This is a genomic window from Bradyrhizobium sp. Ai1a-2, from assembly GCF_000426245.1.
Lineage (GTDB): Bacteria > Pseudomonadota > Alphaproteobacteria > Rhizobiales > Xanthobacteraceae > Bradyrhizobium.
The window spans coordinates 1-20,647 of record NZ_AUEZ01000089.1; the positions used below are offsets into that span (position 1 = coordinate 1).

Annotated in this window: 23 protein-coding genes and 3 pseudogenes; 10 read left to right on the plus strand and 16 right to left on the minus strand. The window is 63.3% G+C overall.

The genetic code is table 11. From position 1 onward, the window contains the following. Both K288_RS55095 and K288_RS0136270 read right to left on the minus strand, forming a co-directional pair. Nucleotides 1-142: pseudogene (locus K288_RS55095) on the minus strand (IS5/IS1182 family transposase); the annotation flags it as partial. Nucleotides 143-850: 708 nt separating this feature from the next. After that, nucleotides 851-1,792: an alpha/beta fold hydrolase gene (locus K288_RS0136270; protein ID WP_051334931.1), complete on the minus strand. Its 942-nt coding sequence runs from the start codon at nucleotides 1,790-1,792 to the stop codon at nucleotides 851-853. Between the two features lie 61 nt (nucleotides 1,793-1,853). On the opposite strand from K288_RS0136270, the pseudogene K288_RS55100 reads away from it, so the two are divergent. Then, nucleotides 1,854-2,417, plus strand: a pseudogene (locus tag K288_RS55100) (TetR/AcrR family transcriptional regulator); the annotation flags it as partial. 28 nt (nucleotides 2,418-2,445) lie between these two features. Here K288_RS55100 and K288_RS47625 read toward each other — a convergent pair. Further along, on the minus strand, nucleotides 2,446-3,561 hold the full coding sequence (locus tag K288_RS47625) for an AbrB family transcriptional regulator (RefSeq protein ID WP_051334932.1): 1,116 nt from the start codon (nucleotides 3,559-3,561) through the stop codon (nucleotides 2,446-2,448). Further along, complete coding sequence (locus K288_RS0136285; protein ID WP_027583927.1) at nucleotides 3,558-4,127, minus strand: hydrolase; 570 nt, start codon at nucleotides 4,125-4,127, stop codon at nucleotides 3,558-3,560. Before K288_RS0136285 ends, K288_RS47625 begins: the two co-directional genes overlap by 4 nt. 117 nt (nucleotides 4,128-4,244) lie before the next feature. Between K288_RS0136285 and K288_RS0136290 the strand changes: the two genes are divergently transcribed. The 3 genes from K288_RS0136290 (at nucleotide 4,245) to K288_RS0136300 (ending at nucleotide 6,389) form a co-directional block, all read left to right on the plus strand. Further along, nucleotides 4,245-4,865, plus strand: a complete 621-nt coding sequence (locus K288_RS0136290; protein ID WP_027583928.1) for a TetR/AcrR family transcriptional regulator — start codon at nucleotides 4,245-4,247, stop codon at nucleotides 4,863-4,865. Nucleotides 4,866-5,020: 155 nt separating this feature from the next. Next, a complete protein-coding gene (locus tag K288_RS0136295) occupies nucleotides 5,021-5,224 on the plus strand; it encodes a hypothetical protein (RefSeq protein ID WP_027583929.1) in 204 nt (67 codons plus the stop codon). 100 nt (nucleotides 5,225-5,324) lie between these two features. Then, on the plus strand, nucleotides 5,325-6,389 hold the full coding sequence (locus K288_RS0136300; RefSeq protein ID WP_027583930.1) for an acyltransferase: 1,065 nt from the start codon (nucleotides 5,325-5,327) through the stop codon (nucleotides 6,387-6,389). A gap of 27 nt (nucleotides 6,390-6,416) precedes the next feature. On the opposite strand, the gene K288_RS0136305 is transcribed toward K288_RS0136300, so the two are convergent. Further along, nucleotides 6,417-6,743, minus strand: coding sequence for a nuclear transport factor 2 family protein (locus K288_RS0136305; RefSeq protein ID WP_027583931.1), 327 nt, complete (start codon nucleotides 6,741-6,743; stop codon nucleotides 6,417-6,419). Between the two features lie 181 nt (nucleotides 6,744-6,924). Between K288_RS0136305 and K288_RS0136310 the strand changes: the two genes are divergently transcribed. Next, complete coding sequence (locus K288_RS0136310; protein WP_084800003.1) at nucleotides 6,925-7,197, plus strand: winged helix-turn-helix transcriptional regulator; 273 nt, start codon at nucleotides 6,925-6,927, stop codon at nucleotides 7,195-7,197. Nucleotides 7,198-7,294: 97 nt separating this feature from the next. On the opposite strand, the gene K288_RS0136315 is transcribed toward K288_RS0136310, so the two are convergent. The 3 genes from K288_RS0136315 to K288_RS0136325 all read right to left on the minus strand — a co-directional run bounded on the left by K288_RS0136315 (nucleotide 7,295) and on the right by K288_RS0136325 (nucleotide 11,063). Further along, complete coding sequence (locus K288_RS0136315) at nucleotides 7,295-8,089, minus strand: GDSL-type esterase/lipase family protein (protein ID WP_084800000.1); 795 nt, start codon at nucleotides 8,087-8,089, stop codon at nucleotides 7,295-7,297. A gap of 859 nt (nucleotides 8,090-8,948) precedes the next feature. Then, entirely contained in the window at nucleotides 8,949-9,965 is a 1,017-nt protein-coding gene (pdxA, locus tag K288_RS0136320; protein ID WP_027583934.1) for a 4-hydroxythreonine-4-phosphate dehydrogenase PdxA, read from the minus strand. A 9-nt stretch (nucleotides 9,966-9,974) separates the two neighbouring features. After that, complete coding sequence (locus K288_RS0136325) at nucleotides 9,975-11,063, minus strand: four-carbon acid sugar kinase family protein (protein WP_027583935.1); 1,089 nt, start codon at nucleotides 11,061-11,063, stop codon at nucleotides 9,975-9,977. Nucleotides 11,064-11,186: 123 nt separating this feature from the next. Between K288_RS0136325 and K288_RS0136330 the strand changes: the two genes are divergently transcribed. After that, nucleotides 11,187-11,444: a hypothetical protein gene (locus K288_RS0136330; RefSeq protein ID WP_027583936.1), complete on the plus strand. Its 258-nt coding sequence runs from the start codon at nucleotides 11,187-11,189 to the stop codon at nucleotides 11,442-11,444. A 4-nt stretch (nucleotides 11,445-11,448) separates the two neighbouring features. Here K288_RS0136330 and K288_RS0136335 read toward each other — a convergent pair whose 3' ends face one another. Beyond that, nucleotides 11,449-12,738 (minus strand): sorbosone dehydrogenase family protein, encoded by a 1,290-nt coding sequence (locus K288_RS0136335; RefSeq protein WP_244443396.1) that lies wholly within the window; start codon nucleotides 12,736-12,738, stop codon nucleotides 11,449-11,451. A gap of 150 nt (nucleotides 12,739-12,888) precedes the next feature. Further along, nucleotides 12,889-13,229: pseudogene (locus tag K288_RS0136340) on the minus strand (EmrB/QacA family drug resistance transporter); the annotation flags it as partial. A 161-nt stretch (nucleotides 13,230-13,390) separates the two neighbouring features. Here K288_RS0136340 and K288_RS0136345 point away from each other — a divergent pair. The 3 genes from K288_RS0136345 to K288_RS0136355 are packed head-to-tail and all read left to right on the plus strand — an operon-like array spanning nucleotide 13,391 to nucleotide 16,512. Continuing rightward, the gene (locus K288_RS0136345; RefSeq protein ID WP_027583939.1) at nucleotides 13,391-15,178 is read left to right on the plus strand and encodes a thiamine pyrophosphate-requiring protein; all 1,788 of its coding nucleotides are present in this window, start codon (nucleotides 13,391-13,393) and stop codon (nucleotides 15,176-15,178) included. 17 nt (nucleotides 15,179-15,195) lie between these two features. Then, entirely contained in the window at nucleotides 15,196-15,987 is a 792-nt protein-coding gene (locus tag K288_RS47630) for a DUF72 domain-containing protein (protein WP_051334936.1), read from the plus strand. 15 nt (nucleotides 15,988-16,002) lie between these two features. Continuing rightward, complete coding sequence (locus tag K288_RS0136355) at nucleotides 16,003-16,512, plus strand: ferritin-like domain-containing protein (RefSeq protein ID WP_027583940.1); 510 nt, start codon at nucleotides 16,003-16,005, stop codon at nucleotides 16,510-16,512. Nucleotides 16,513-16,577: 65 nt separating this feature from the next. On the opposite strand, the gene K288_RS0136360 is transcribed toward K288_RS0136355, so the two are convergent. Both K288_RS0136360 and K288_RS0136365 read right to left on the minus strand, forming a co-directional pair. Beyond that, complete coding sequence (locus K288_RS0136360; protein WP_027583941.1) at nucleotides 16,578-16,844, minus strand: hypothetical protein; 267 nt, start codon at nucleotides 16,842-16,844, stop codon at nucleotides 16,578-16,580. A 111-nt stretch (nucleotides 16,845-16,955) separates the two neighbouring features. Then, nucleotides 16,956-17,174, minus strand: coding sequence for a hypothetical protein (locus K288_RS0136365; RefSeq protein ID WP_027583942.1), 219 nt, complete (start codon nucleotides 17,172-17,174; stop codon nucleotides 16,956-16,958). 165 nt (nucleotides 17,175-17,339) lie between these two features. Between K288_RS0136365 and K288_RS0136370 the strand changes: the two genes are divergently transcribed. Beyond that, nucleotides 17,340-17,771 (plus strand): CBS domain-containing protein, encoded by a 432-nt coding sequence (locus tag K288_RS0136370; RefSeq protein WP_027583943.1) that lies wholly within the window; start codon nucleotides 17,340-17,342, stop codon nucleotides 17,769-17,771. Nucleotides 17,772-17,936: 165 nt separating this feature from the next. Here K288_RS0136370 and K288_RS47635 read toward each other — a convergent pair whose 3' ends face one another. From K288_RS47635 to K288_RS0136400, 4 genes are all read right to left on the minus strand, one after another. Further along, entirely contained in the window at nucleotides 17,937-18,167 is a 231-nt protein-coding gene (locus K288_RS47635; protein ID WP_152535836.1) for a hypothetical protein, read from the minus strand. A gap of 7 nt (nucleotides 18,168-18,174) precedes the next feature. Beyond that, entirely contained in the window at nucleotides 18,175-18,378 is a 204-nt protein-coding gene (locus K288_RS0136385; RefSeq protein ID WP_027583944.1) for a hypothetical protein, read from the minus strand. A gap of 146 nt (nucleotides 18,379-18,524) precedes the next feature. Next, nucleotides 18,525-18,734, minus strand: coding sequence for a hypothetical protein (locus K288_RS0136390; protein WP_027583945.1), 210 nt, complete (start codon nucleotides 18,732-18,734; stop codon nucleotides 18,525-18,527). A gap of 406 nt (nucleotides 18,735-19,140) precedes the next feature. Next, nucleotides 19,141-20,634, minus strand: a complete 1,494-nt coding sequence (locus K288_RS0136400; protein WP_043161638.1) for an HWE histidine kinase domain-containing protein — start codon at nucleotides 20,632-20,634, stop codon at nucleotides 19,141-19,143. Nucleotides 20,635-20,647 lie beyond the last annotated feature (13 nt).

Sequence of the window (20,647 nt, forward strand, 5' to 3'; positions counted from 1 at the left end):
CCGCACCGAACCGCTGTTCCAGGACCGACCAGTCGATCGTCCGCGAAAGCTTCACCAGTGCATGATCCATGTCGAGGATCGCGTCCAGCCGGGAGCGCAGAAGATCGGCCTGTCCGCTGTCGCGTCGTTCCTTTGGCTTCATCGTCCCCTCCGGTCAGACCGAGGGAATCACGACGCGCGATTCGGCGGTATCCTCAAATGCAGATTTGCAAGCTTTTGCGGCGTCAAACCCCGAAAGCTTGCAATCTCAAACCCCCTCACGACCGAAAAATCGACTCCACATCAATGGCTTGGGCGATTCTTCACGGACGACTAACGAGCGGGTCATCCTTGATCGATTGGTGGAAGTATTGGAGCGGCCCAGGCTGCTGGTCGCCATCAACCGGATGCAGCGCGGCCCTTAGCTGCGTCGTCGCCAGCCTCTGCGGCCTCACTGGCCTTCGCAAGCGCCAGCCAATCGGCTGCGAGCGTCAGCCACGCATCTTCGTCGATCGGACTGCGCGCCTCTGCCGCCCGGTCCCTGCATTCCTGAGCTAGTTGACGAAATCTGATCAAATCTTCCCTCATGGCAGAGCTACGCTCCAACTGAGCACAAGTTGCAGAGGGCCTCTGACCATAGCGATACACCGGACCATCCCGCGCTATTCCCGCAACGGGATCAAATAAGTTCTCTTGGCGTCATACCCTTGTGGCATACGCGTTGCACTTCAATGGCCACTGGGGATTTCAGGGGCCCAGTATGAGACAGGGCGCCGCCGGGACAACGAATTTCGAGCCCGGCGGCGTATCTTTCTGAAGCATGTGGGACGCCGGCGGAAAACGCGCCTGGCAAAGGCTTGTGCCAGTCGAGCTACGGTCCACCGGAAGCGACAGTTGCAAGCACATGCCCCGGCCAGGGATTGCGGCCGTCCCTGAGCCACAGCAGCGTGTCGGTCCAGAAGCCCGCTGAGTGACTGTCGTGGAAGAGACTGAAATGGCCGATCGTCTTGCGAGCGTAGTCGGACGGCTCGAGCAGCACGGCCGTGCGCGGCGCGCCGGTGTAGTAGCCAAGCGTGCGGCCGATCGCGGGCACGGTGCCGAGCTCGTCGTCCGACATCGCAATCGCAAGGATCGGCGCCCTCACCGCGGCCATTCGTGAGAGCACGGCCTGCCTCTCGCCGCGCCGATGGCTGCGCTCGAAGCGTGGGCCGCGAAAACTCCATTCATTGGCGACGCCAGCGGGCAGATCCTCCAGCCAGCCGAGCCTGCGGCCGGGGAAGTAGCCGCAGAGTGCTGTCATCACGGGCATGGCGACATGCCATTTGAGAAACAGCCCGGCCCGCCGGCGCGGCGCATAGTCGCCCCACCACGCATATTGCGCGCCGATCGTCAGCATCCTCTCGATCGCGCCAGCGCTTTCGGCCAGTCCCGGCAGGAAACCGCCGATGCTGTGGCCGACAACGATGAGGCGAGCCCGTGGCCGACGCTGTCGCATGAAGCAAAGCGCCGCCTCGAAATCGAGTTCTCCCCAGTCGCGCCAGCGATAGCCGCAGCTCCTCAGGTGCGACGGTCGCGAAGCGCCGATGCCGCGATAGTCGTAGGTGAGGACATCGAAGCCGTGGTTTGCCAGGAAGCATGCGTAGCGGTGGTAATAGCGCGCAGCCACCCCCGTCGCCGCATTGACGATGATGCTGCCGGCGGAGCGGCCGGCTGGCGTAAGCCACAAATGGCCGCTGATCGTCAGGCCATCCCGGCAGGGAATCGTGACGGCCACCCCGTCCTCGATCGATATCCGCAACGCCACCTTGGTCATGCGCGCGACGATAAGAGGTGGCCGGCGTTGTGTATATTCACTGGTTGGTATACATCGAGCCATGAGCGAGACTGGCCGTTCGACGCGTGAGCGCATCCTTCAAGCTGCCGGCAAGTTGTTCTACGGCGAGGGTATCCGCGCCGTCAGCGTCGATGCGGTGGCGGAGAAGGCCGGCCTCACGAAGCGGACGCTCTACTATCATTTCCGCAGCAAGGACGATCTGATCGCGGCATATCTCGAAGTCCGCGACCAGCCAAATCTCGCCCTGTTCAAGCGCTGGTTCGCCGAGGCCGACGGCGACGTGGCGGCGAAGGTGGAAGCGATCTTCCGCAACCTCGCGCGGTCGACGCGGCACCCGAAGTGGAAGGGTTGCGGCTTCCTGCGCACCTCGGTCGAACTGGTCAACCTGCCCGGCCATCCGGCGATGGTGATCGGCCGCGCGCACAAGAAGCGTGTCGAAGACTGGCTCTGCTCTGTCTTCGAAGATGCGATCGGCTTGCGCGAAGCGCGGCAGCTTGCGCGGCAGGTCATCCTCCTATTGGACGGCGCATTTGCCGTCGTCCTGCTGCATCGGGATCCCAGCTACATGGAAGCCGCGGGAGCCGCGGCCGCCCATCTGGTTCGCGGTCTGATGCCGACGCCACGCAGGTCAATCAAGGTCGCCAAGGTCCGGCGGACCGTCCGGCCCCCGGATTGGCTGACGCACGATCGAGCGTTCCCGCCACCCAGCGCGCAACCGATGGACCGAGGAACAGCAGCAGGATCACGCGCACGGTCTGCAGCGCCATAACGAAGGACGTGTCGACCTTGGTCGAAGCGGCGATGATCGCGGCGGCATCGACGCCGCCGGGGCTGGTGGCGAGATAGGCGGTCAGCGGATCGACATGCAGGAGCACCACCAACAACCACGCCAGCAGGCCGCAAAACGCCATCAGGATCGCGGTTGCGCCGATGCTCTGTGGCAGCGCGCGGGCAGCGGTCGCCAGCACGTCGCGCGTGAAGCGCAAGCCCGTGTTCCAGCCGATCAGAGCGTAGGTTGCGATCAGCACCAGTGGCGGCAGTTCGATCTTCACCCAGCCGAGCACGTTGAGCACGGCGCCGAGAGCGAGCGGCCCAAGCAGCACGCCGGCCGGCATCCGCGCGGCAAGGCCAGCTCCGACGAGCGCAATGGCCGCAGTCGCGCAGAGGTTGGTCAGGTCGACCGGCGGAAAAAGCCCTGCACTGAAACGGCCACCACCGCCATGCACGAACCATAGCGCCACCACTGACGCCATGGCGGCCACGAGCACGACGCGCAGATACTGCATGAAAGCAACGAGTCGAAAGTCAGCGCCGTGGGCCTCGGCCATCACCATCATCACTGTGGCGGCGCCCGGCAGCATGCCCCACACCGCCGTGCTGCCGGGGATGATGCGCAATCGGCTCATGGTCCAGCCGATCGCAGCGCTCGCAGCAACCGAAAGCGTCACCGTGCCGAGGATGATCGGCCAGTAGCGCACGAAGCCGCTGATGATTGCCGGCGTGATCGATTGCGCGACGAGGCAGCCGATGATTGCCTGGGCGGCAGCGGTCAGCATGCGCGGCACCCTCACCGCCCCTCCACCCACCTGCACAAGCGCGGCCGCGGCCAGTGGTCCGAGCAGGAAGGCGGCAGGCAGCCTCACCCACTGCAGCACGCCGGCCAGTAGCAGCGAAACCACGAACAGCACCGCCCAGCGGACGGCGACCGGTAGCGGCTGGAGCGGGAGATAGGCTTGCGGCTCGCTCACCGCTGCAGCTCGATCTCGGCAGCCTTGGCCACGCGGCCAAGCCGCGGGAAAATGTGCTCGAAGGCGAAGGCGTGCATATCGGCCGAGCGGCTGGACGATGCGTCCTCCGGCAAGACCACCGCATAGCCATGCTCATGCGCGGCGCGCGCGGTGGATTCGACGCCCATATTGGTCGCGATGCCGCCGATCACCACAGTGGTCACGCCGCGCCGGCGGAGCTGCAGATCGAGCTCCGTGCCATAGAACGCGCCCCATTGCCGCTTGGTGATCCTGATATCCGACGGTTCGGCGAGACCATCAGCCAGGTCCGACCAGTCCTCGGGAAAGCCGCCAGGCGGCGGTTGCATCGGTTGATCTACCGGCGCCTTCAGCGCGTCGCCGAAGTCGGGCGAGAAGGCGACGTTGACCAGCATGACGGGCGCTTTGGCCGCGCGGAAGCGCCGGGCGAGCTCCTGTCCCCGGGTAAGGACGGTCGCACCGGAATGGGGCTCCGTCGGAAGGCTGACGATCCCCTTTTGAAGGTCGATCAGGATCAATGCCGTGGTCGCAGCGGGCAGGATGAGCATGGGATGTCCTTTCGCCAGATGGCAGCCTCCCCGCCCGTTGCCGGGTGCGTTGGGAACGGCTAAATACTTGAGGGAAAGCTCAAGCACGCAACACTCTATTTGAGGATATCCTCAACTTTGTCAAGCCGGGACCGCAAACCGCTCCAGCCGCAACGCGAGGTCGGCCGCCAACGCGTCGCCGAGCTCATGCAGGCGGCGGCCGAGGTGATCCAGGAGCGGGGCTTCGAGGCCGCGACCATGGCGGAGATCGCCGCGCGGGCGGATGCCAAGATCGGTTCGCTCTATCGCTTCTTTCCGAACAAGGACGCCGTCGCCGACGCCCTGATGCAGCACTACACCGAGGTGCTGCAGGCGGAATACGACGCGGTCCACGCGCGCGCCGCCGACGCCAGTCCGGAGCAACTGGCCGACATCCTCATCGATCTCCTGGCCAAGCTCTACCCGCAGATCCGAGCGGTCACCGCGTTCTTGGATTCCCGGACCGACTGGACCGAGATCCGCCTTCGCTTCCGCAGCCAGACACTCGCCGGGATCAAGACGGCGCTGCAGCGTTGCGCACCCGGCCTCGACGACCACGACGTCGAGGATATCGCCGCCGTCGTGCTCAACAACATGAAGACGATGGTCGGCATGACCATGAAGGATGCTCCGACAACTCCGGGCGCGCCTGAGCAGCTAAGATTGATGAATCGCCTCTATCTCGCCGCCAGGCTCGCGTCCGGCCGGTCGGCGAGGTAGCCGCACCGGCCGCGGACAGTGAGCGCATCGGACAGCGGATCGTTGCCGCTTTCGTGAAAAAGGGTGCGCATTTTGGGAAGCATATCGCGACCAAATCCTGCATAGCCGGCTGTGTTCGCGTTGCCCGAACACCCGGTCGAAGCGGAGGATATCCGATGCGATTTGCGCTTTGTCTGGGCGTGCTGATCATGCTGTGCGCTGCTGCCGACGCGGCGACCGTACGCCGCGTCAGACATCCCGAGCGACATTTCCGTCCCGAGCAGCAGCCCATTGTCCCGCCGAAAGGATTTGCCGTTCCTGGCTGGACCGACGAGGAGACGCGACAATGGATCGACGGCGCCTCAGGGCCCAAGGGTTAAAAGAGGCGTTAGAAAAATAGGGGCTGGAGAAAAGCGTTAGTGAACGCTCGTCCAGCATGCCACGGTAGCCAAACACCGCGTGAAATGTTACGCGACAATGATGGCGGCAGTCCCGGATGCGCAGGTGGGCATAAGCGGGGCAGGAAAACGCGGTTTCCTGCCTCGCCTCGAATCGCTGCGCGGCATCGCGGCTGTCTCGGTCGTCGGTTACCACATCACGAGCCTGTTCACCGACACTTCCGTTACGGGCATGGCGCCGGTCGTGATGTTCTTTGTGCTCAGTGGCTTCGTGCTGGCGCGCTCGCTGCAGAACAATCCGAACCCGGTTACGTTTCTGCGACATCGCCTGTTCCGATTGTTTCCCGCTGCGATCGCCGTGGTCTTGCTGCTCGCGCTGCTGCATCATCAATACGGCTTCTATGTCGGCTACGAAGCGAAATTCGATCCGCTCAACGTCGTGCTCAATGCGATCATGGTCCGCCATGACATCAACGGCGTGATGTGGTCGATGACGGTCGAGTGCTTTGCGACGCCGGTGATCCTGCTGTCAGTCTGGATCTTCCAGCGCTTCGGCCCGCGGCCGCTCACGGTGTCGATCGCAGTCCTGTTCGGCCTTTCCTTCTGGGGCCCCTATGTGCATCTGCTTGGCGGCGTCGCCAGCCTTGCGCCGCTCTACGCCTTTGTCGCCGGCGTACTTCTGCAAATGCAGGGCGAGCCGACGGCCGACCGGCTCCGCACGGGGGCCGCCTGGGTCCTGGCGATCGTGGCCATCGCCCTGCTCTGCTTCTGCGGATCGCAGAAACAGAACGCTCTGATCATTGCGCTGGAAACCTTGAGCTCCTCGCTGCTCGTGCTGCTGGTCGCCTTTCGCAGCTCGATCGGCCTCTTTGCCGCTCTCGATCTCAGCCCGGTCCGCTTCTACGGCCGTATCTCCTACAGCTTCTATCTGCTGCACCCGATCGGCATGGCGCTTGCCGTGCGGTTGTTCGATGCGCGAGGACTTCCCGTCCTGCTCGCGATATCGGTGACGACGATTGCGGCCATCGCAGTGACGACGCCGATGGCCTGGCTCTCCTGGCGCTATATCGAGAAGCCCTTCGTCGCCATGGGGCGGTGGGTGGCTGCGAAGCAGCCCTCGCCGGCGAGCGTGAGCGAGCCCGGGTAGCAGCAATTGCTGCCCCTTGCTCCGACCTCAGGGAAGGATCTCGAGTGAAGCGATCTTGTCGCCGTCGAGCCCGAAGAAATATCTGAGATCGATCGGGCTGCCGGGAAAGTCGCCCACCACATGGGCTGCGACGATGATGTTTCCATCGCGTTCCTCCACGGCGAACGGCTCGCTCGTATAGTTGTATTTGGCCGAGGCATTGGCCTTCCACTGTGCGATGGCCGCGTGGCCCTCGTGCTTGCGCCCTTCATCCTTCACAACGCCGGCTTCACTGAAGCATTGGGCTATGGCATCGCCACCGCGCCTGTCGGCGGCAAAATAGGCTGAGACTGGGACCGGCAGATCGAGGGACATCGGATTTCCTTTCCATTGCGCGTCGGGAACGACACGGTCGCGGATCGCGATTGCGCAGCCGGAAAGGTGTTTGTAGCTTCGCCAAACCGCAAGAACGCACGAGAAGGTAAGGTACTGACTTTTGGGTAAGGTTAAGTACACGGCCGCGAGCGCCGCCGAGGGCGTGGAGAAGGCGTTCAGGATGCTGGATGGCCGGTGGAAGCTCGTGATCCTCTTCCACCTCTTTGGCGGCCAATTGCTGCGCTTCTCCGATCTCGAGCGGGCGATCCCGGGGATCTCGCAGAAGATGCTGATCCAGCAACTTCGGCAGATGGAGAACGACGGCATCGTGCGTCGCATCGTCCATCACCAGGTGCCACCGAAGGTCGAGTACGGCCTGACCGATTGGGGACAATCCTTGTGCCCGGCGCTCGATGGGCTGCTTACCTGGGCCGAGCAGCGCCCGCCCCTATAGCGTTTTCGAGCGAAGTGGACACCGGTTCGCGTGAAGAAAACGCGTCAAAACAAGAAGCTAGAGCTTCGGTTCTGATTCAATCAGAACCGAAAATGCTCTAGAGGCTGGTCGAGATGAATGAAGATATCTGGACTGCCCGCAGCAAGACGCCCCAGTTGTTGGGGTGCACCCCGTCGTGCGTAAGAGCCCGATAGTTGGTTTTGCTGACGCCGCCTGAATTGAAGAGATCAAGACATGGGACGCGGTTTATGTCTGCCACGTGCATCATGGCGGCGATGTAATCGCGGAGAAAACATCCGAGCCTATTCGGATACACGTCGCTGTCACGATCGTCCTGGGTCGGCAGCCACCAGGGCGTGATGAGAAAGATCCTCGCCGTTGGGCAGGATTTTCGCAGGAGCCTGATCGAACAATTGAGGGCCCCTTTGAAGGTCTCGCTGCCGACATCGTCATCCGCTCCGATTGGGCGATCGTAGCGGAAATCGTTGGCGCCATACTCCAGGGCAATGTGCGTGACGCGCGAAAAGCGCATCGCTTGCAGGTTACCGAGAGAGGAGTCGTGGACCGGTTCTCCGGTTCGTTGTTGCGCAGACCAATCGTCCGAGGAAATCGCGTCGGCAATCGCGTAAAGTGAAACGGGATTGAGCGCCGAAACCTTATGTTGACCGGCGCACGAACCCGGAAAGGCACCATTTACGGCGAACATTCCAAGCCGCTCACCGATGAGGCTTGGTGTGGCTCCGCCATGGGTTGAGCCGGTACCTGCACTGATGCTCGTTCCGAGCTGAAGATAACAACCGCCCCGCATGGTATTGTGGCTGCCAGCCCAAAGTGCTGTGCCCAAACCTGCCGCGCCGATTCCGAATGTCTTAAGAAAAGCCCGCCGCTCCATAAGTCGCGCTCTCTACCATCCACAACCGCCTCGGAGCAACCGCGCTCATCATGCCGCAGAGCCGCACAAGCGGCTTCTCAAAGGATGGGCCGCCGGCTCCTCACTCTCCGTCATTCCGGGATGCGCCGTAAGGCGCAGGCCCCGGAATCCATCAAGCCGCATGCGCAGATGGAGAAATGGATTCCGGGCTCGTCCTTCGGACGCCCCGGAATGACGAGAGAAAATTCGCCTGCAATTCCAAAGTGATTTGCCTCGTCCAGCCCTCGCGCGAAAAATAAACCGCTTAACCCGTCGGGCAAATCAGCACTATGACTCCGCGCGTCTCACCCGGATGAGGGGCGCATCGCGATCGTCACGAACGTTGCGGTGAGATGCGGTGGACGCGAGTGGCACGACTGACGAGCACAGGCATCACGGACGGCGAAGTCGTGTGGTCCTGGCGCCCCGACGCTGGCGCTAAGCCTTTCGCGCGAACTTTGTTCGCGCTTGAGGTGACGGTGGCAAGAAAGCCCGGTCACCGGGGAGAGCACGAAGTAAGCCGTAACACCATCGCGCAGGGAAAGCCGGAATGCTCGGTTGAACCTGTGGTCCTACCCCCGTGCTTTTTGTTGCACGGGACCCACGGGTGCAACCAGCACCCGGCTTTCCCTGCGCCCTCTGATTTCGAAGAGGGTGGAAAGTGAAGCAAACCTCGGGCGTAGTGCGCCGCGAGAGCGCGGACTCACATCTGCCGTTTGAACCAGACGTAGGATGGGTAGAGCGCAGCGAAACCCATCATTCGCGCCGCTTGCTCCATCGCGATGGGTTTCGCTATGCTCCACCCATCCTACAGGGCATCAGAAGCAAGCGGCATTCATCCCTACCCCGCCAGCCGCTCCGCATATTCGATCGCTTCGATCAGGCTGCGCTCATTCGCGATGCCCTTGCCGGCGATGTCGAAGGCGGTGCCGTGGTCGACGGAGGTGCGGATGATCGGCAGGCCGAGCGTGATGTTGACGCCGGAAAGCTCCTGCCATTTTCCGGTTGCGGGATCGACCTCGAAGCCGAGCAGCTTGACCGGGATATGACCTTGATCGTGATACATCGCCACCACGGCGTCGTATTGGCCGGCGCGCAGCTTGACGAACACGGTGTCGCCGGGCACCGGACCGACGACGTCGAGTCCATCGGCGACCGCCTTTGCAATCGTCGGCTGCGACACCTCGATGTCCTGCCGGCCGAACAGGCCGCCCTCGCCAGCATGCGGGTTCAGCGCGGCGACCGCGATCTTCGGCCGCGCGATGCCGATGCGCTTCAGCGCCTCGTCGGTCAGGTCGATGACGCGGCGCAGGCGTTCGGGCGTCAGCCGCGACGGCACGTCCTGCAGCGCGACATGGGTCGAGACATGACTGACGCGCATATTGCCGTGGGCCAGCAGCATCACCGAGCCGCGCACGCCGGTCAGTTCGGCCAGCATCTCGGTGTGGCCGGGATAGTGATAGCCGGCCTTGTTCAGCGCCTCCTTGTTGAGCGGCGCGGTGACGATGCCGCCGACCCGGCCGCCGAGCGCGAGCCGCACGCCCTGCTCGACCGCCTTGTACGAAAAGCGGCCGCCGTCAGAGGAGAGCACGCCAGGGGCGATCGATGCGCTCTCCTCGTCGGCCTGAAGAAAACCGAGGTTCGGCCAATTCGCGTCGTCGGCTCCGACCGGGGCTGCGCTGACGCCGGCATCAAGCTGCCGATTGGCCTGCTCGAAAGCGTGGCGGCTGCCGATGATGAGGAGCTTGAGATCGGATGCCTCGAGCCTGTCGCGCAGCCTGGCGCAGGCCTTGACGATGATCTCGGGGCCGATGCCGGCGGGGTCGCCCATGGTGATCGCAAGATGTCGGTTCGGCATGCCTCATTCCTAGCTGAGTTTGTTGTCGTTCAGGAGCTTCCACCAGAGATCGGGCGGTCCGAACGCGCCGGACTTCGATATCACATCCACGCCCGACCAGGCGCCGCCCTCGATCATGGAGCGGGGCAGTCCCGGTTCCAGCCGTCCCGTCACTTTCAGGGCGCGGGCGCCGACCGCGAGACATTGCGCCTTCAACGTCTCACCGCCGGCGATAATCAACGTCCGGGGCGGATCGATGGCTTCGGCGAGCCATGCGACCTCCTGCGCGAAATGCGCTGCCGCTTCAGGCCTGCTGCTTGGGCCCGGGGTTTCGAGCCTGACGAACGCGACGCCGTCGGCGAGCCGTCGTCTGACAGACTGGTGATCGAGGCGGCCGTTCACTGCCGACACCAGCACGCTCCCGCTGATCGCCAGTTGCGCCTCGGTCGCCGGGTGGTCGGAACCGAACACGCCGAGGACCGGCGGCCGCAAGACCCGCGACGCCCGGACGTCGCTTGCTCCCGCGAGGGCGCTGGCAAGCCCGCCGCTTCCGCACCACAACAGGCGCCCGGTGGTGTGGCGGCCGATCTCTGCCACGCGTGCCAGGTCGTCGTCCGTCTCTGCATCGAATACGCTGACGCCAGGGGGAAGCGCGTCGTCGTAGCGCCCCAGCCGGGCCTCGATGCCCTGCACGCCGAGCTGGTCGAGAATGCTCTCGCCGACCGGCTGAAAGCTCCCGTCCGGCCCCTTCGCGAATTGGCGGCCGGCGCGAGTGCATCGTCCCTGGTGCGGAAACGCCGGAGCCACGATGCAGGCGTCCCAGAAGCCGGAGCGCAGGCAAGCATTGAGCTCCGCCGCCCAAGGGCCGCGCATCAGGCTGTCGATCTTCTTGTAGGCTATGCCGGCGCCCCGAAGCAGCGGCGCCAGTTCCCGCGCGATCGCAAACGCCTGCTCGGCCCCGAGCTCCCGCGTGCCGCTGTCGATGGCGAAACTGCCGTGCCGGTCCGCGAGCGCGCCCGCGTGCCAGGCCACGTCCAGCGGACCGAGCGCGCTTACAAATTCAGCAGCCGTGTCGAGCGCGCCGGTGAGATCGTCGGCCAGAAGCCTTAATTGCTGCATGATGCTGTGCCGGAAATGGTGTGCACGTCCTAGGCGTCGCTTTCGCTCGATGCAATACACCAATGGCGCCGCGCCTTGGCTTTACGCTAGAATGTACCTTGCTCCAATGCGGGAGGTGTGGCGATGCCGAGAAAGGGAATCACCGGCCACGACGAATGGGTCATCACCGAGGCGCTGGCGACGGCGCTCGTGGCCCTCGAGCAGCTTCCCCCGAAGCATCAGCCGCGTGCGCACATGGAGGACATCCGAAAGCTGCTTGCCGCCGGCTGCGATCCCGGAACCGTCACCCTGCATCTGGCCCAGGCGAAATGCCGGCTGTTTCCCGACGCCGATCCGCTAGCGATCTACGAGGAATACGGGCTCAGCGACGGGCAAGGCTGAGACGCTAGCGGCTGATCCGCCAGATCGTGCCGTTGGCGTCCTCGGTGATCAGCAGCGCGCCGTCGTGTGCCACGGCGACGCCGACCGGGCGTCCCCAGACTTCGGAATCGTTGATGACGAAGCCGGTCGCGAAGTCCTCGTATTCGCCGGTCGGCACGCCGTCCTTCAGGCGGATGCGGATCACCTTGTAGCCCGTACGCTTCGATCGGTTCCACGAGCCGTGCAGGGCCGAAAATATGTCGCCGCGATACTCGGCGGGAAAGCTCTGGCCGTCATAGAACGTGAGGCCGAGCGAAGCGGAATGCGCCTGCAGCAGCACGTCGGGGACCGTCACCTTGTCCTTCAGGTCGGCGCGCGCCCCAGTGTGCCGCGAATCCTGGTTGGCGCCGATGTAGAACCACGGCCAGCCATAGAACGCATTCTCGCGGACGCGGGTCACATAATCGGGCACGAGGTTGTCGCCGAGGCCGTCGCGCTCATTGGTCGAGCACCAGGGCACGCCCGTTTGCGGCTGGATCGCAAGTCCGACGCAGTTCCGGATCCCGGTGGCAAAGGTGCGCTGGTTCTTGCCGTCGGGATCGAAGGCAAGCACCGCCGCGCGGTCGGTCTCATTGCCCCAGGCGGCGCCGAGCGGGCGCTCGCGCTTCCAGGCTTCCAAGCCACCCGGTGGAGTACCCATCCCCTCCCCCGAATTGCCCGCCGAGCCGACCGAGACCAGCATCCGCTTGTTGTCGGGCGTAAAGACGATGTCGCGGGTTGAATGGCCCCAGCCGTGCGGCAGCTTGGCGACGATTGTCTCAGGCTTGCCGGAAGCCTTGAGGTCGCCATTGCGATAGGCGAAGCGGACCACGCTTCCGGTGTTGGCGACGTAAACCCATTGCGGGTTGTCGCCATTCGGGAAGAAGGCGATACCGAACGGACGATCGAGTCCGGTGGCGTAGATTTCATTGATCGTCGGTTTGGTCGCGCCGTCGGCTGCGCGCAACAGACGGATGCGCCCGGCGCGCGTCTCGGCGACGAAGATGTCGCCGTTCGGCGCGGTCTTGATGATGCGCGGCCCGTTCAAGCCGTCGGCAAACAGGTCGGCCTTGAACCCCGGCGGCACTTTGGGAATTGCGGAGGCCGTTCGCGGCGCGACCCGCGACATGTTCGCGCTCGATGGCGTCGCGCCGGGCTTGGGCAGATCCTGCGGCGTGATCAGGCGCACGGTGCCGGGCTTGTCGCGCTGCCAATCGCCATAGGCTTCCTGTCCCTTGAGCACGGCCGCCTGTGCGGTTGCATCAGCCGGGATCATCAGCACAAGCAAGCTCGCAATCGTGACGCTTGCTGCAATTGGCTTTCGGCGCATTTCAAATCCTCACGCGAGACGACGATCTCGCAAACACGCATCCATAGCGCGGAACGTTGGCAGGCTCATTTCACAATCTCGTCTGCGGTTGCGACATGCCAGCACGTTCTGCGCCAGGGCTACTCCCATCGAGCCACCGGTGTTGCGGGCAACGCTGATCAACGCCGAGGCCTGGTTGGTCTTGTCCGGCGGCACGCTGTCGTAGGAGGCGGTCGTCACCGGCAGGAACAGGAACGGCAGGCCGATGCCGACAAAGATGCGCGACCACGCTGCGTAACCATGGGTGATATCAGAATTGAGCCCGGTGAGATGCCACATCGAGAGCATGACGATCGTCGAGCCCGCCCACGATCGGCATCATCATCATCGCGAAGATCTCGCCCCGGCGACAGCGCCAGGCCTGCGAGCATCGCGATGTAGTTCAGCTCGGCCTGCACCTCAAGCGAAGGAGATCATTTGCAATCGATCTGGCTAACCGCGCGGTCAAAGCATGGTTCCCGCCAAGCCGTCGATCATGCGTTGTCCGCGTTTTGGAACCCTCGCGCAGACCAACGGTTCTCAGTGCTTCGTTGCACTTCAACATATCGCGGGATTCACGATGTCTGAGACCGTCGGCGATTTCGTCATTCAGCGGCTTCACGATTGGGGCGTGGAGCATATCTTTGGTTATCCGGGCGACGGCATCAATGGCGTGTTCGGTGCGCTCAATCGCGCTGATGGAAAGATCCAGTTCATCCAGGCGCGGCACGAGGAGATGGCGGCATTCATGGCCTCGGCCTATGCCAAATTCTCCGGCCGGCTCGGCGTATGCATCGCGACGTCCGGCCCCGGTGCCTCGCATCTTGTCACCGGGCTTTACGACGCGCTGATGGACCATCAGCCGGTACTCGCGATCGTGGGGCAGCAGGCGCGCAACGCACTCGGCGGCCAGTACCAGCAGGAGCTCGATCTGGTCTCGATGTTCAAGGACGTCGCCGGTGCCTACGTCGCTCAGGCTTCTTCACCGGCGCAGGTACGACACCTGATCGATCGCGCCGCGCGCATCGCTCTGGCGCGCCGGACTGTAACCGCGATCATCCTGCCGAACGATCTGCAGGATCTGCCCTATGAGGATCCGCCTCGCGCCCACGGCACACTGCACTCCGGCATCGGCTACCGCGCGCCGAAGACCGTGCCGCACGACACCGATCTTGATCGTGCGGCCGAAGTTCTCAACGCCGGCAGCAAAGTTGCGATGCTGATTGGCGCCGGTGCCCTCGGCGCCGCTGATGAGGTGATCGCAGTCGCCAACAGGCTATCCGCCGGCTGCGCCAAGGCCCTGCTCGGCAAGGCCGTCCTTCCCGATGAGCTGCCCTGGGTCACGGGCTCGATCGGACTGCTGGGGACTGAGCCGAGTTATCGGCTGATGACGGAATGCGACACGCTGCTGATGGTCGGGTCCGCGTTTCCCTACTCCGAGTTCCTGCCAAAGGAAGGCAGCGCCCGTGGCGTCCAGATCGATATCGACGCGAGCATGCTGTCGATCCGTTTCCCGATGGAGGTAGGCCTCGTTGGCGATGCCGCGGAAACGTTGCGCGCGCTGCTGCCGCGGCTTCGCCAGAAGCCTGCCAGGGGCTGGCGCAGCCAGATCGAGGAGAATGTCAGGAGTTGGTGGAAGACGCTGGCCGACCGGGCGATGCGGCCCGCCAACCCGGTCAACCCGCAGCGCGTGACCTGGGAATTGTCGCCGCGGCTGCCCGAGCGCGCGATCATCACCAGCGATTCCGGCTCCTGCGCGAACTGGTATGCGCGTGACCTGAAGATGCGCGAGGGTATGAAAGCCTCATTGTCGGGCGGGCTGGCGTCGATGGGGGCCGCCGTGCCTTACGCGATCGCCGCCAAATATGCGCATCCCGACTATCCGGTCATCGCGCTGGTCGGCGATGGCGCGATGCAGATGAACAACATGGCCGAACTGATCACGGTCGCCAAATACTGGCGCGAGTGGAAGGACCCGCGCTGGATCGTCTGCGTGTTCAATAACGAGGACCTGAACCAGGTAACGTGGGAGCAACGGATCATCAACGGCGACCCGAAGTTCGAGGCCTCGCAGCGAATTCCCAACGTCTCCTATTCCCGCTTTGCCGATCTGATCGGACTGTACGGTATCTATGTCGACCATCCCGATCAGGTCGGATCGGCCTGGGACCAGGCGCTGGCGAGCAAAATTCCGGTCGTGCTGGAGGTGAAGACGGATCCCGAAGTGCCTCCGCTGCCGCCGCACATCACGCTCGAGCAGGCGAAGAATTTCTCGATCGCGCTCGCCAAGGGCGATCCCGACGAGGTCGGCGTGATCAGAGGCACGGCACGGCAGGTGCTGGAAAGCGTCCTGCCCGGAAAAAAGTGATGGTCCGCCAGGAGACGATGGCGCGCATTCTGATCGGGACATCCGGCTGGCATTACGATTCCTGGCGCGGGCCGTTCTTCCCGAAGGGCCTGCCGCTCAAGAACCAGCTTCGCTACTACGCAAGCCGGTTTCCGACCACGGAATTGAACGGCGTCTTCTATCGCACGCCGACGCCGGAAGCGGTGAAGGGCTGGCGCGAGCAGACTGACAAGGATTTCGTCTTCGCCTGGAAGGCCTCCAAGTTCATCACGCATTGGAAGCGCCTGTCGGAGAATTCGGTGAACAGCCTTGATCTGCTCGAAGACCGCCTGTCGCTGCTGGGCGACAAGGCCGGCCCCATCCTGTTTCAACTGCCGCCGCAGTTTGAGGCCAACCCGGATCGCCTCGCCTCCTTCCTCAAATTGCTGTCGAAGAAGCGCCGCTACTGCTTCGAGTTTCGGCATCCGAGCTGGTACGCCCCAAAGATCATGCGGCTGCTCAGCGATGCGAACATCTCGCTGTGCATTTCGGACCATCACGACGCGCCGGCCCCATGGAAACGCACGGCCGATTTCGTCTATGTCCGCGGCCACGGCCCCGGCGGCCGATACAAGGGTCACTATCGGAGTGCCACCTTGGCGGAGTGGACCAAGCGCATTCGCTCCTGGAAGAAGCAGGGCTGCGACGTCTACGTCTATTTCGACAATGACCAGAAGAGCGCCGCGCCCGCCGATGCGGCCAAGCTGCGACAATTGATTGAAGGGAGAAGTAGAAACCACGCAAACCGCGTGATGTTGAGTGCCGAGAGCTGCTTGCGCAGCCTCGGATAACTCAAGGAGGTTACAGTGGGATTGCTTTCGAAAGACATCAAGACGATGGACGACCTGCTGCAGCACGGCCTGCAGGACATCTATTATGCCGAGCAACAAATCACCAAGGCGCTGCCGAAGATGATAGAACTCGCGACGAACCGGGATTTGACGCTGGGGCTCAAGAACCATCTTGAAGAGACCCACAAGCAGATTGAGCGCCTCGATCAGGTGTTCAAGAAGCTCGGCAAGCAGCCGTCCGGCACCGACTGTCCGGCGATCGACGGTCTGATCAAGGAGGCCAACGAAATTGCCGGCGAGATCGAGGACAAGTCGGTGCTCGATGCCGCGATCGTGGCGAGCGCGCAGGCGGTCGAGCACTACGAGATTTGCCGCTACGGCACGCTGATCGCGTGGGCGGAAGAACTGGGCCACGACGATATCGTTCGCTTCCTCACCACCAACCTGAACGAGGAAAAGGCCGCCAACACCAAGCTCAATACGGTCGCGCTGCGCAAAGGCGTCAATCGCAAGGCGGCTAGCTGATCGCGTAACCTGCTGACGAAAAATGCCGGCTCATGGCCGGCATTTTTCTTGATCGTATCGATCCGTTATCGGCCGCCCGGCTGCTTGCCCATGTTGTTATTGGTGCCGGGGCCGACATTACCTTGGCTGGACGGACTGGCCGCGCGGCTCGAGCCGCCACCAGCGCCGGTGGTCATGCCTTTCTTGCTCGGGTGCGTAGTTGCATGCGGTGTCGCGCCGGGCCCGACATTGCCCTGGCTGGACGCGCCCGGCGCGGGTTGCGCTTGCTGAGCGAGCGCGCCGCCAGCCGATAATGCCAGAACGCATGCAGAGGCCAGAATGATCTTCTTCATCGCTATCTCCTTGGTTGACGTGAAGGCTCAACCCGGCGCCGCCCGAACCGGTTCCTACTGCCAAGAACGCAAGTTCGTGTGGAGGCATAGGCATGGCGCGCGTTGCCCAGCCTAATGGATGATATCCAGCGGCAATCGGCAAATCTCGTCACCATCTTCGTTGGTGACGACGATCGAGTAGTGCCGGTTCTTCAGGTCCGGGTGTTCGCCGAGCAGCCGCCGCGCAATGTTGTCTGCCGAATCCATGGCGGCGATGTCATCAACCAGTTCCGCGCCGCCTTGATCGGCGATCGTCTTGGTATTGACGAGATCGAAATGGTAGAGCGGCATGTTTCGCTCCTGCCTGGCATCCTTTCACTCCAGAATACGCGCGGCAACCCGACTTGGTTCCCCGCCATAGCCCGCGGTCCCGTCCGCTCGGAAAATCCTGGCGGCACGAAGGAACGCCGGTCCGCAACGTCGGTTAGGCGCTAAACAACCATAGCGAGGTCCGCCATGAAAGTTTGCGATGCGATGACCCCCGACGTTCAACTTTGCACTCCCGAAGACAGCTTGAAGGATGCGGCAGAGGCGATGGGCGCTCTTGGCGTCGGACTTCTGCCGGTGACCGAGAACGACCGCCTCGTCGGCATGGTGTCCGACCGCGACATCGCGGTTCGTGGCGTCGGCATGGGCCGCGGACCGGAGTCGCGGATCCGGGACGTCATGACTGCCGAGGTGAAATACTGCTTCGAAGATCAGGATCTCGACGAGGTGACGGCAAGTATGGGTGCGATCCAGGTCCGCCGCCTGCCCGTGCTCAATCGCGAAAAGCGGCTGGTCGGCATCATTGCGCTCGGCGATATTGCGCAGGCCACGGGCGGTGACGGGGCGGGCGTGGCGCTAAGCGAGATTTCTCGTCCCAGCGCCCAGCATGCGCAGCTATAGCGATGCGCGAGCACCAACACGAGAAGGTCAGCGTAAACCTTGACCTGCTTTGCGCGACGTTGGCGATCGTCAGTGCGGCACTGCTCACGGGGATGCTGAGATATCTGCTGGGGTGATCAGTCTCAACCATGCGCGGCGGACCGATGGCCCGCCGAGGAAAACGCTCTAGCCTGACGAGGATCGGTCGTCGGACGACGCGCTCGGCGCGACAGCTCCGTCTGCGGTGACCTGTTCGTCCTTCGTCTCGAAAGTCATCGATAGACCGCCCGTTGGATCAATGGCACGTTCGAGCCATTTGATCGACTCCTCGATCCAGTAATCGCTATTTGCGGGATCGGATTGCGCCCTCGCGCGGCAGGCATCCGCCTGCGCCAGGCAGGCAGCCTTGCGATCCATTGTCATCTCAGCGCGGCGATTGCAGGCCGGGCGATGTCAGCCACTCGTTCAAATGGGCCGCGGTTTCCGCTTGCCTCGCCTTCTTAAGCAATGCATCGCGCGCTTCACCTTGCGGCAACTGCTCGGCTGCCGCGCGGGCCTCCTCCGCCGCTCTCTGGAGCCGCTCGTCGAACGGCACGCTGTTCTTTCTTCGATTGCGCCTTGCCGTCATGGAAGTCTCCTGCTTCGCAAGTGAGTACAGAATCGCGCTTCCAAGAACCCATCGTCTCTAACTCAGGTTACTTCGCGCGAACAAAATAAAACGGCTAGGCAGGGAACGAACCATTTTCGAAAACAGCGACTGTCGCTCTCCCGTAGCTAAGGCTTGGCCTGCATGGCGGCTTCGCCGTGCTCCCGTGCCGGCACGCTTACATGCACTTCATGACCCTGCCGGATAGCCAGCGATGCAGCAGCGACTGCCGATTCGAACGCGGACTCTTTCGTCGCATATTCGCCGTTCACGGCACCGTCATGCAGCACCCCCCATTGGTCGCGAATCGGCACGATGGCGTATTGCGCAAGTCCCATCTTCCTCTCCGTTGCAGACGTCCTCGCGATTACTTCTTGTCGGGATCGTTCGGGCGAACGGTCATGTTGCTCTCGGGCATTTTGTCCCTGCCCGCGTCGCCATTGTCGTCCCGGCCGCCTGAAGTCGATGTCCCGCTGCCGCTCCGGCTCGGTCTTGTTGCGCTGCCGGTTGTCGGCGCAGAGCCTGGCGTGGCGGAGCTTGCGGCCGGGTCTCCCGTTGTGGATCCGCGACCGCTCGGTGCACCACCCGCTTGTGCCAGCGCAAGCGTGGAGCACAGCGTGAATCCGAAAGCCAATGCAATTCGTGTCAGTTTCATCGCAAACCATCCCTAGGACGTCGACGAAACTAATCGGCCAGCAACCAGAACGTTCCTAAATGCAGTTCCCGATGCCTGATCGGTCGCGGCTATGCGGTGCGCGAACTGAGCGCCGGCTCCGGTCCTGGCGCATTCATATCCCGATAAGCAGCCTCCGTGCGCGGCTTCCCGAGCAGCGGCACCGTGAGCCGGCAGACCAGGCCTTCGGGACGCCAGTCGAAATCGGCCTTGCCGCCGAGCTGAGTCTCGATGCTTGCAATCACGCTCCTCGTGCCGAATCCTTTGGAGGTCGGCTTGGTCACCCGCGGGCCGCCTGTTTCGACCCACGCCAGGATCAGCATGTCGCTCTGCACTTCCCAGGTGATGGCGAGCCGGCCCGACAGCGAGGAAAGGCTGCCATATTTCGCGGAGTTGGTGACGAGTTCGTGCAGCGCCAGCGCCAGCGTTTGCGCCGTGGCAGGCTCAAGCTGGACTTCCGAACCTTCATACTGAATTTGTCCGGCTTCCGAATATGGCGCCACCTCTTCGGCGACCAGTCGCCGGATTTCAGCGCCCTGCCAACTCGACAGCGACAGCACGGTGTGAACCCGCGCGAGCGCCGTGATGCGGCCCTCGACTGCCTGCACATAAGCGTTGACGTTCTGCGCGCGCGTCAAGCGCACGATCGACTGCGCCAGCGCGAGTGCGTTCTTGGCGCGATGATCGACTTCTCGCGTGAGCAGGCTCTGCCGTTCTTCGGCACGCTTGCGGTCGGTGATGTCGACGGTGACGCCGCTGACCCGCACCACCCGGCCGTTCTTGTCGGTCGTCGCTGCCGCCGTGCCGACGCACCAGCGCACCTCCCCATCGGGGCGGACGATGCGGAATTCCGCTTCGTGTGATTTCACGCCCTTCGTGAATTCCGTCCAGGCCTCGCGCAAGCCATCGAAATCCTCGGGATGAAACAGCGTTTGAATGTTTGCGGACGTCAGCTCGAAGCTGTTGGGATCGACGCCGAAGATCTTGTACTGACCATCGTCCCACATCCAGTCGCCGTTGACCCAATCCCAGTCCCAGGAGCCCATCTTGCCGGCGGCAATCGCCATGCTGCGGCGCTCTTCGCTTTCGACCAGCCGCGCTGTTGATTGCTCGAGCTCAGCGGTGCGCGCCCGGACGCGATCCTCAAGCTCGGAATTGAGCCGCTCCAACTGTCGGGTCTTGCGATAGAGCTCGGCGAATACGCGGATCTTGGCGCGCAGCACTTCCGGCACCACCGGCACCGGGACGTAGTCGACCGCGCCCATCTCGTAGCCGCGCAGCCGGTCGAAATCGCTGACCTGGATCGCCGAGATGAAAATCATAGCGGTCTTCTGGAAGCGCGGATGCTCGCGGATCATGGCCGCGAGCTCGAAACCATCGAGCTCGGGCATGCAGACGTCGACCAGGATGACCGCGACTTCGTTCTTGAGCAAAAACTCGAGTGCTTCCCGCCCCGACGCGGCCACCACCAAATTCTCGCCGAGATCCTTCAGGATAACTTCATAGGCCAGCAGCTTCGCCGGCTGGTCGTCGACCAGAAGGATGTTTACCTTTTCGTGGTCCATCATCTTCATGCCG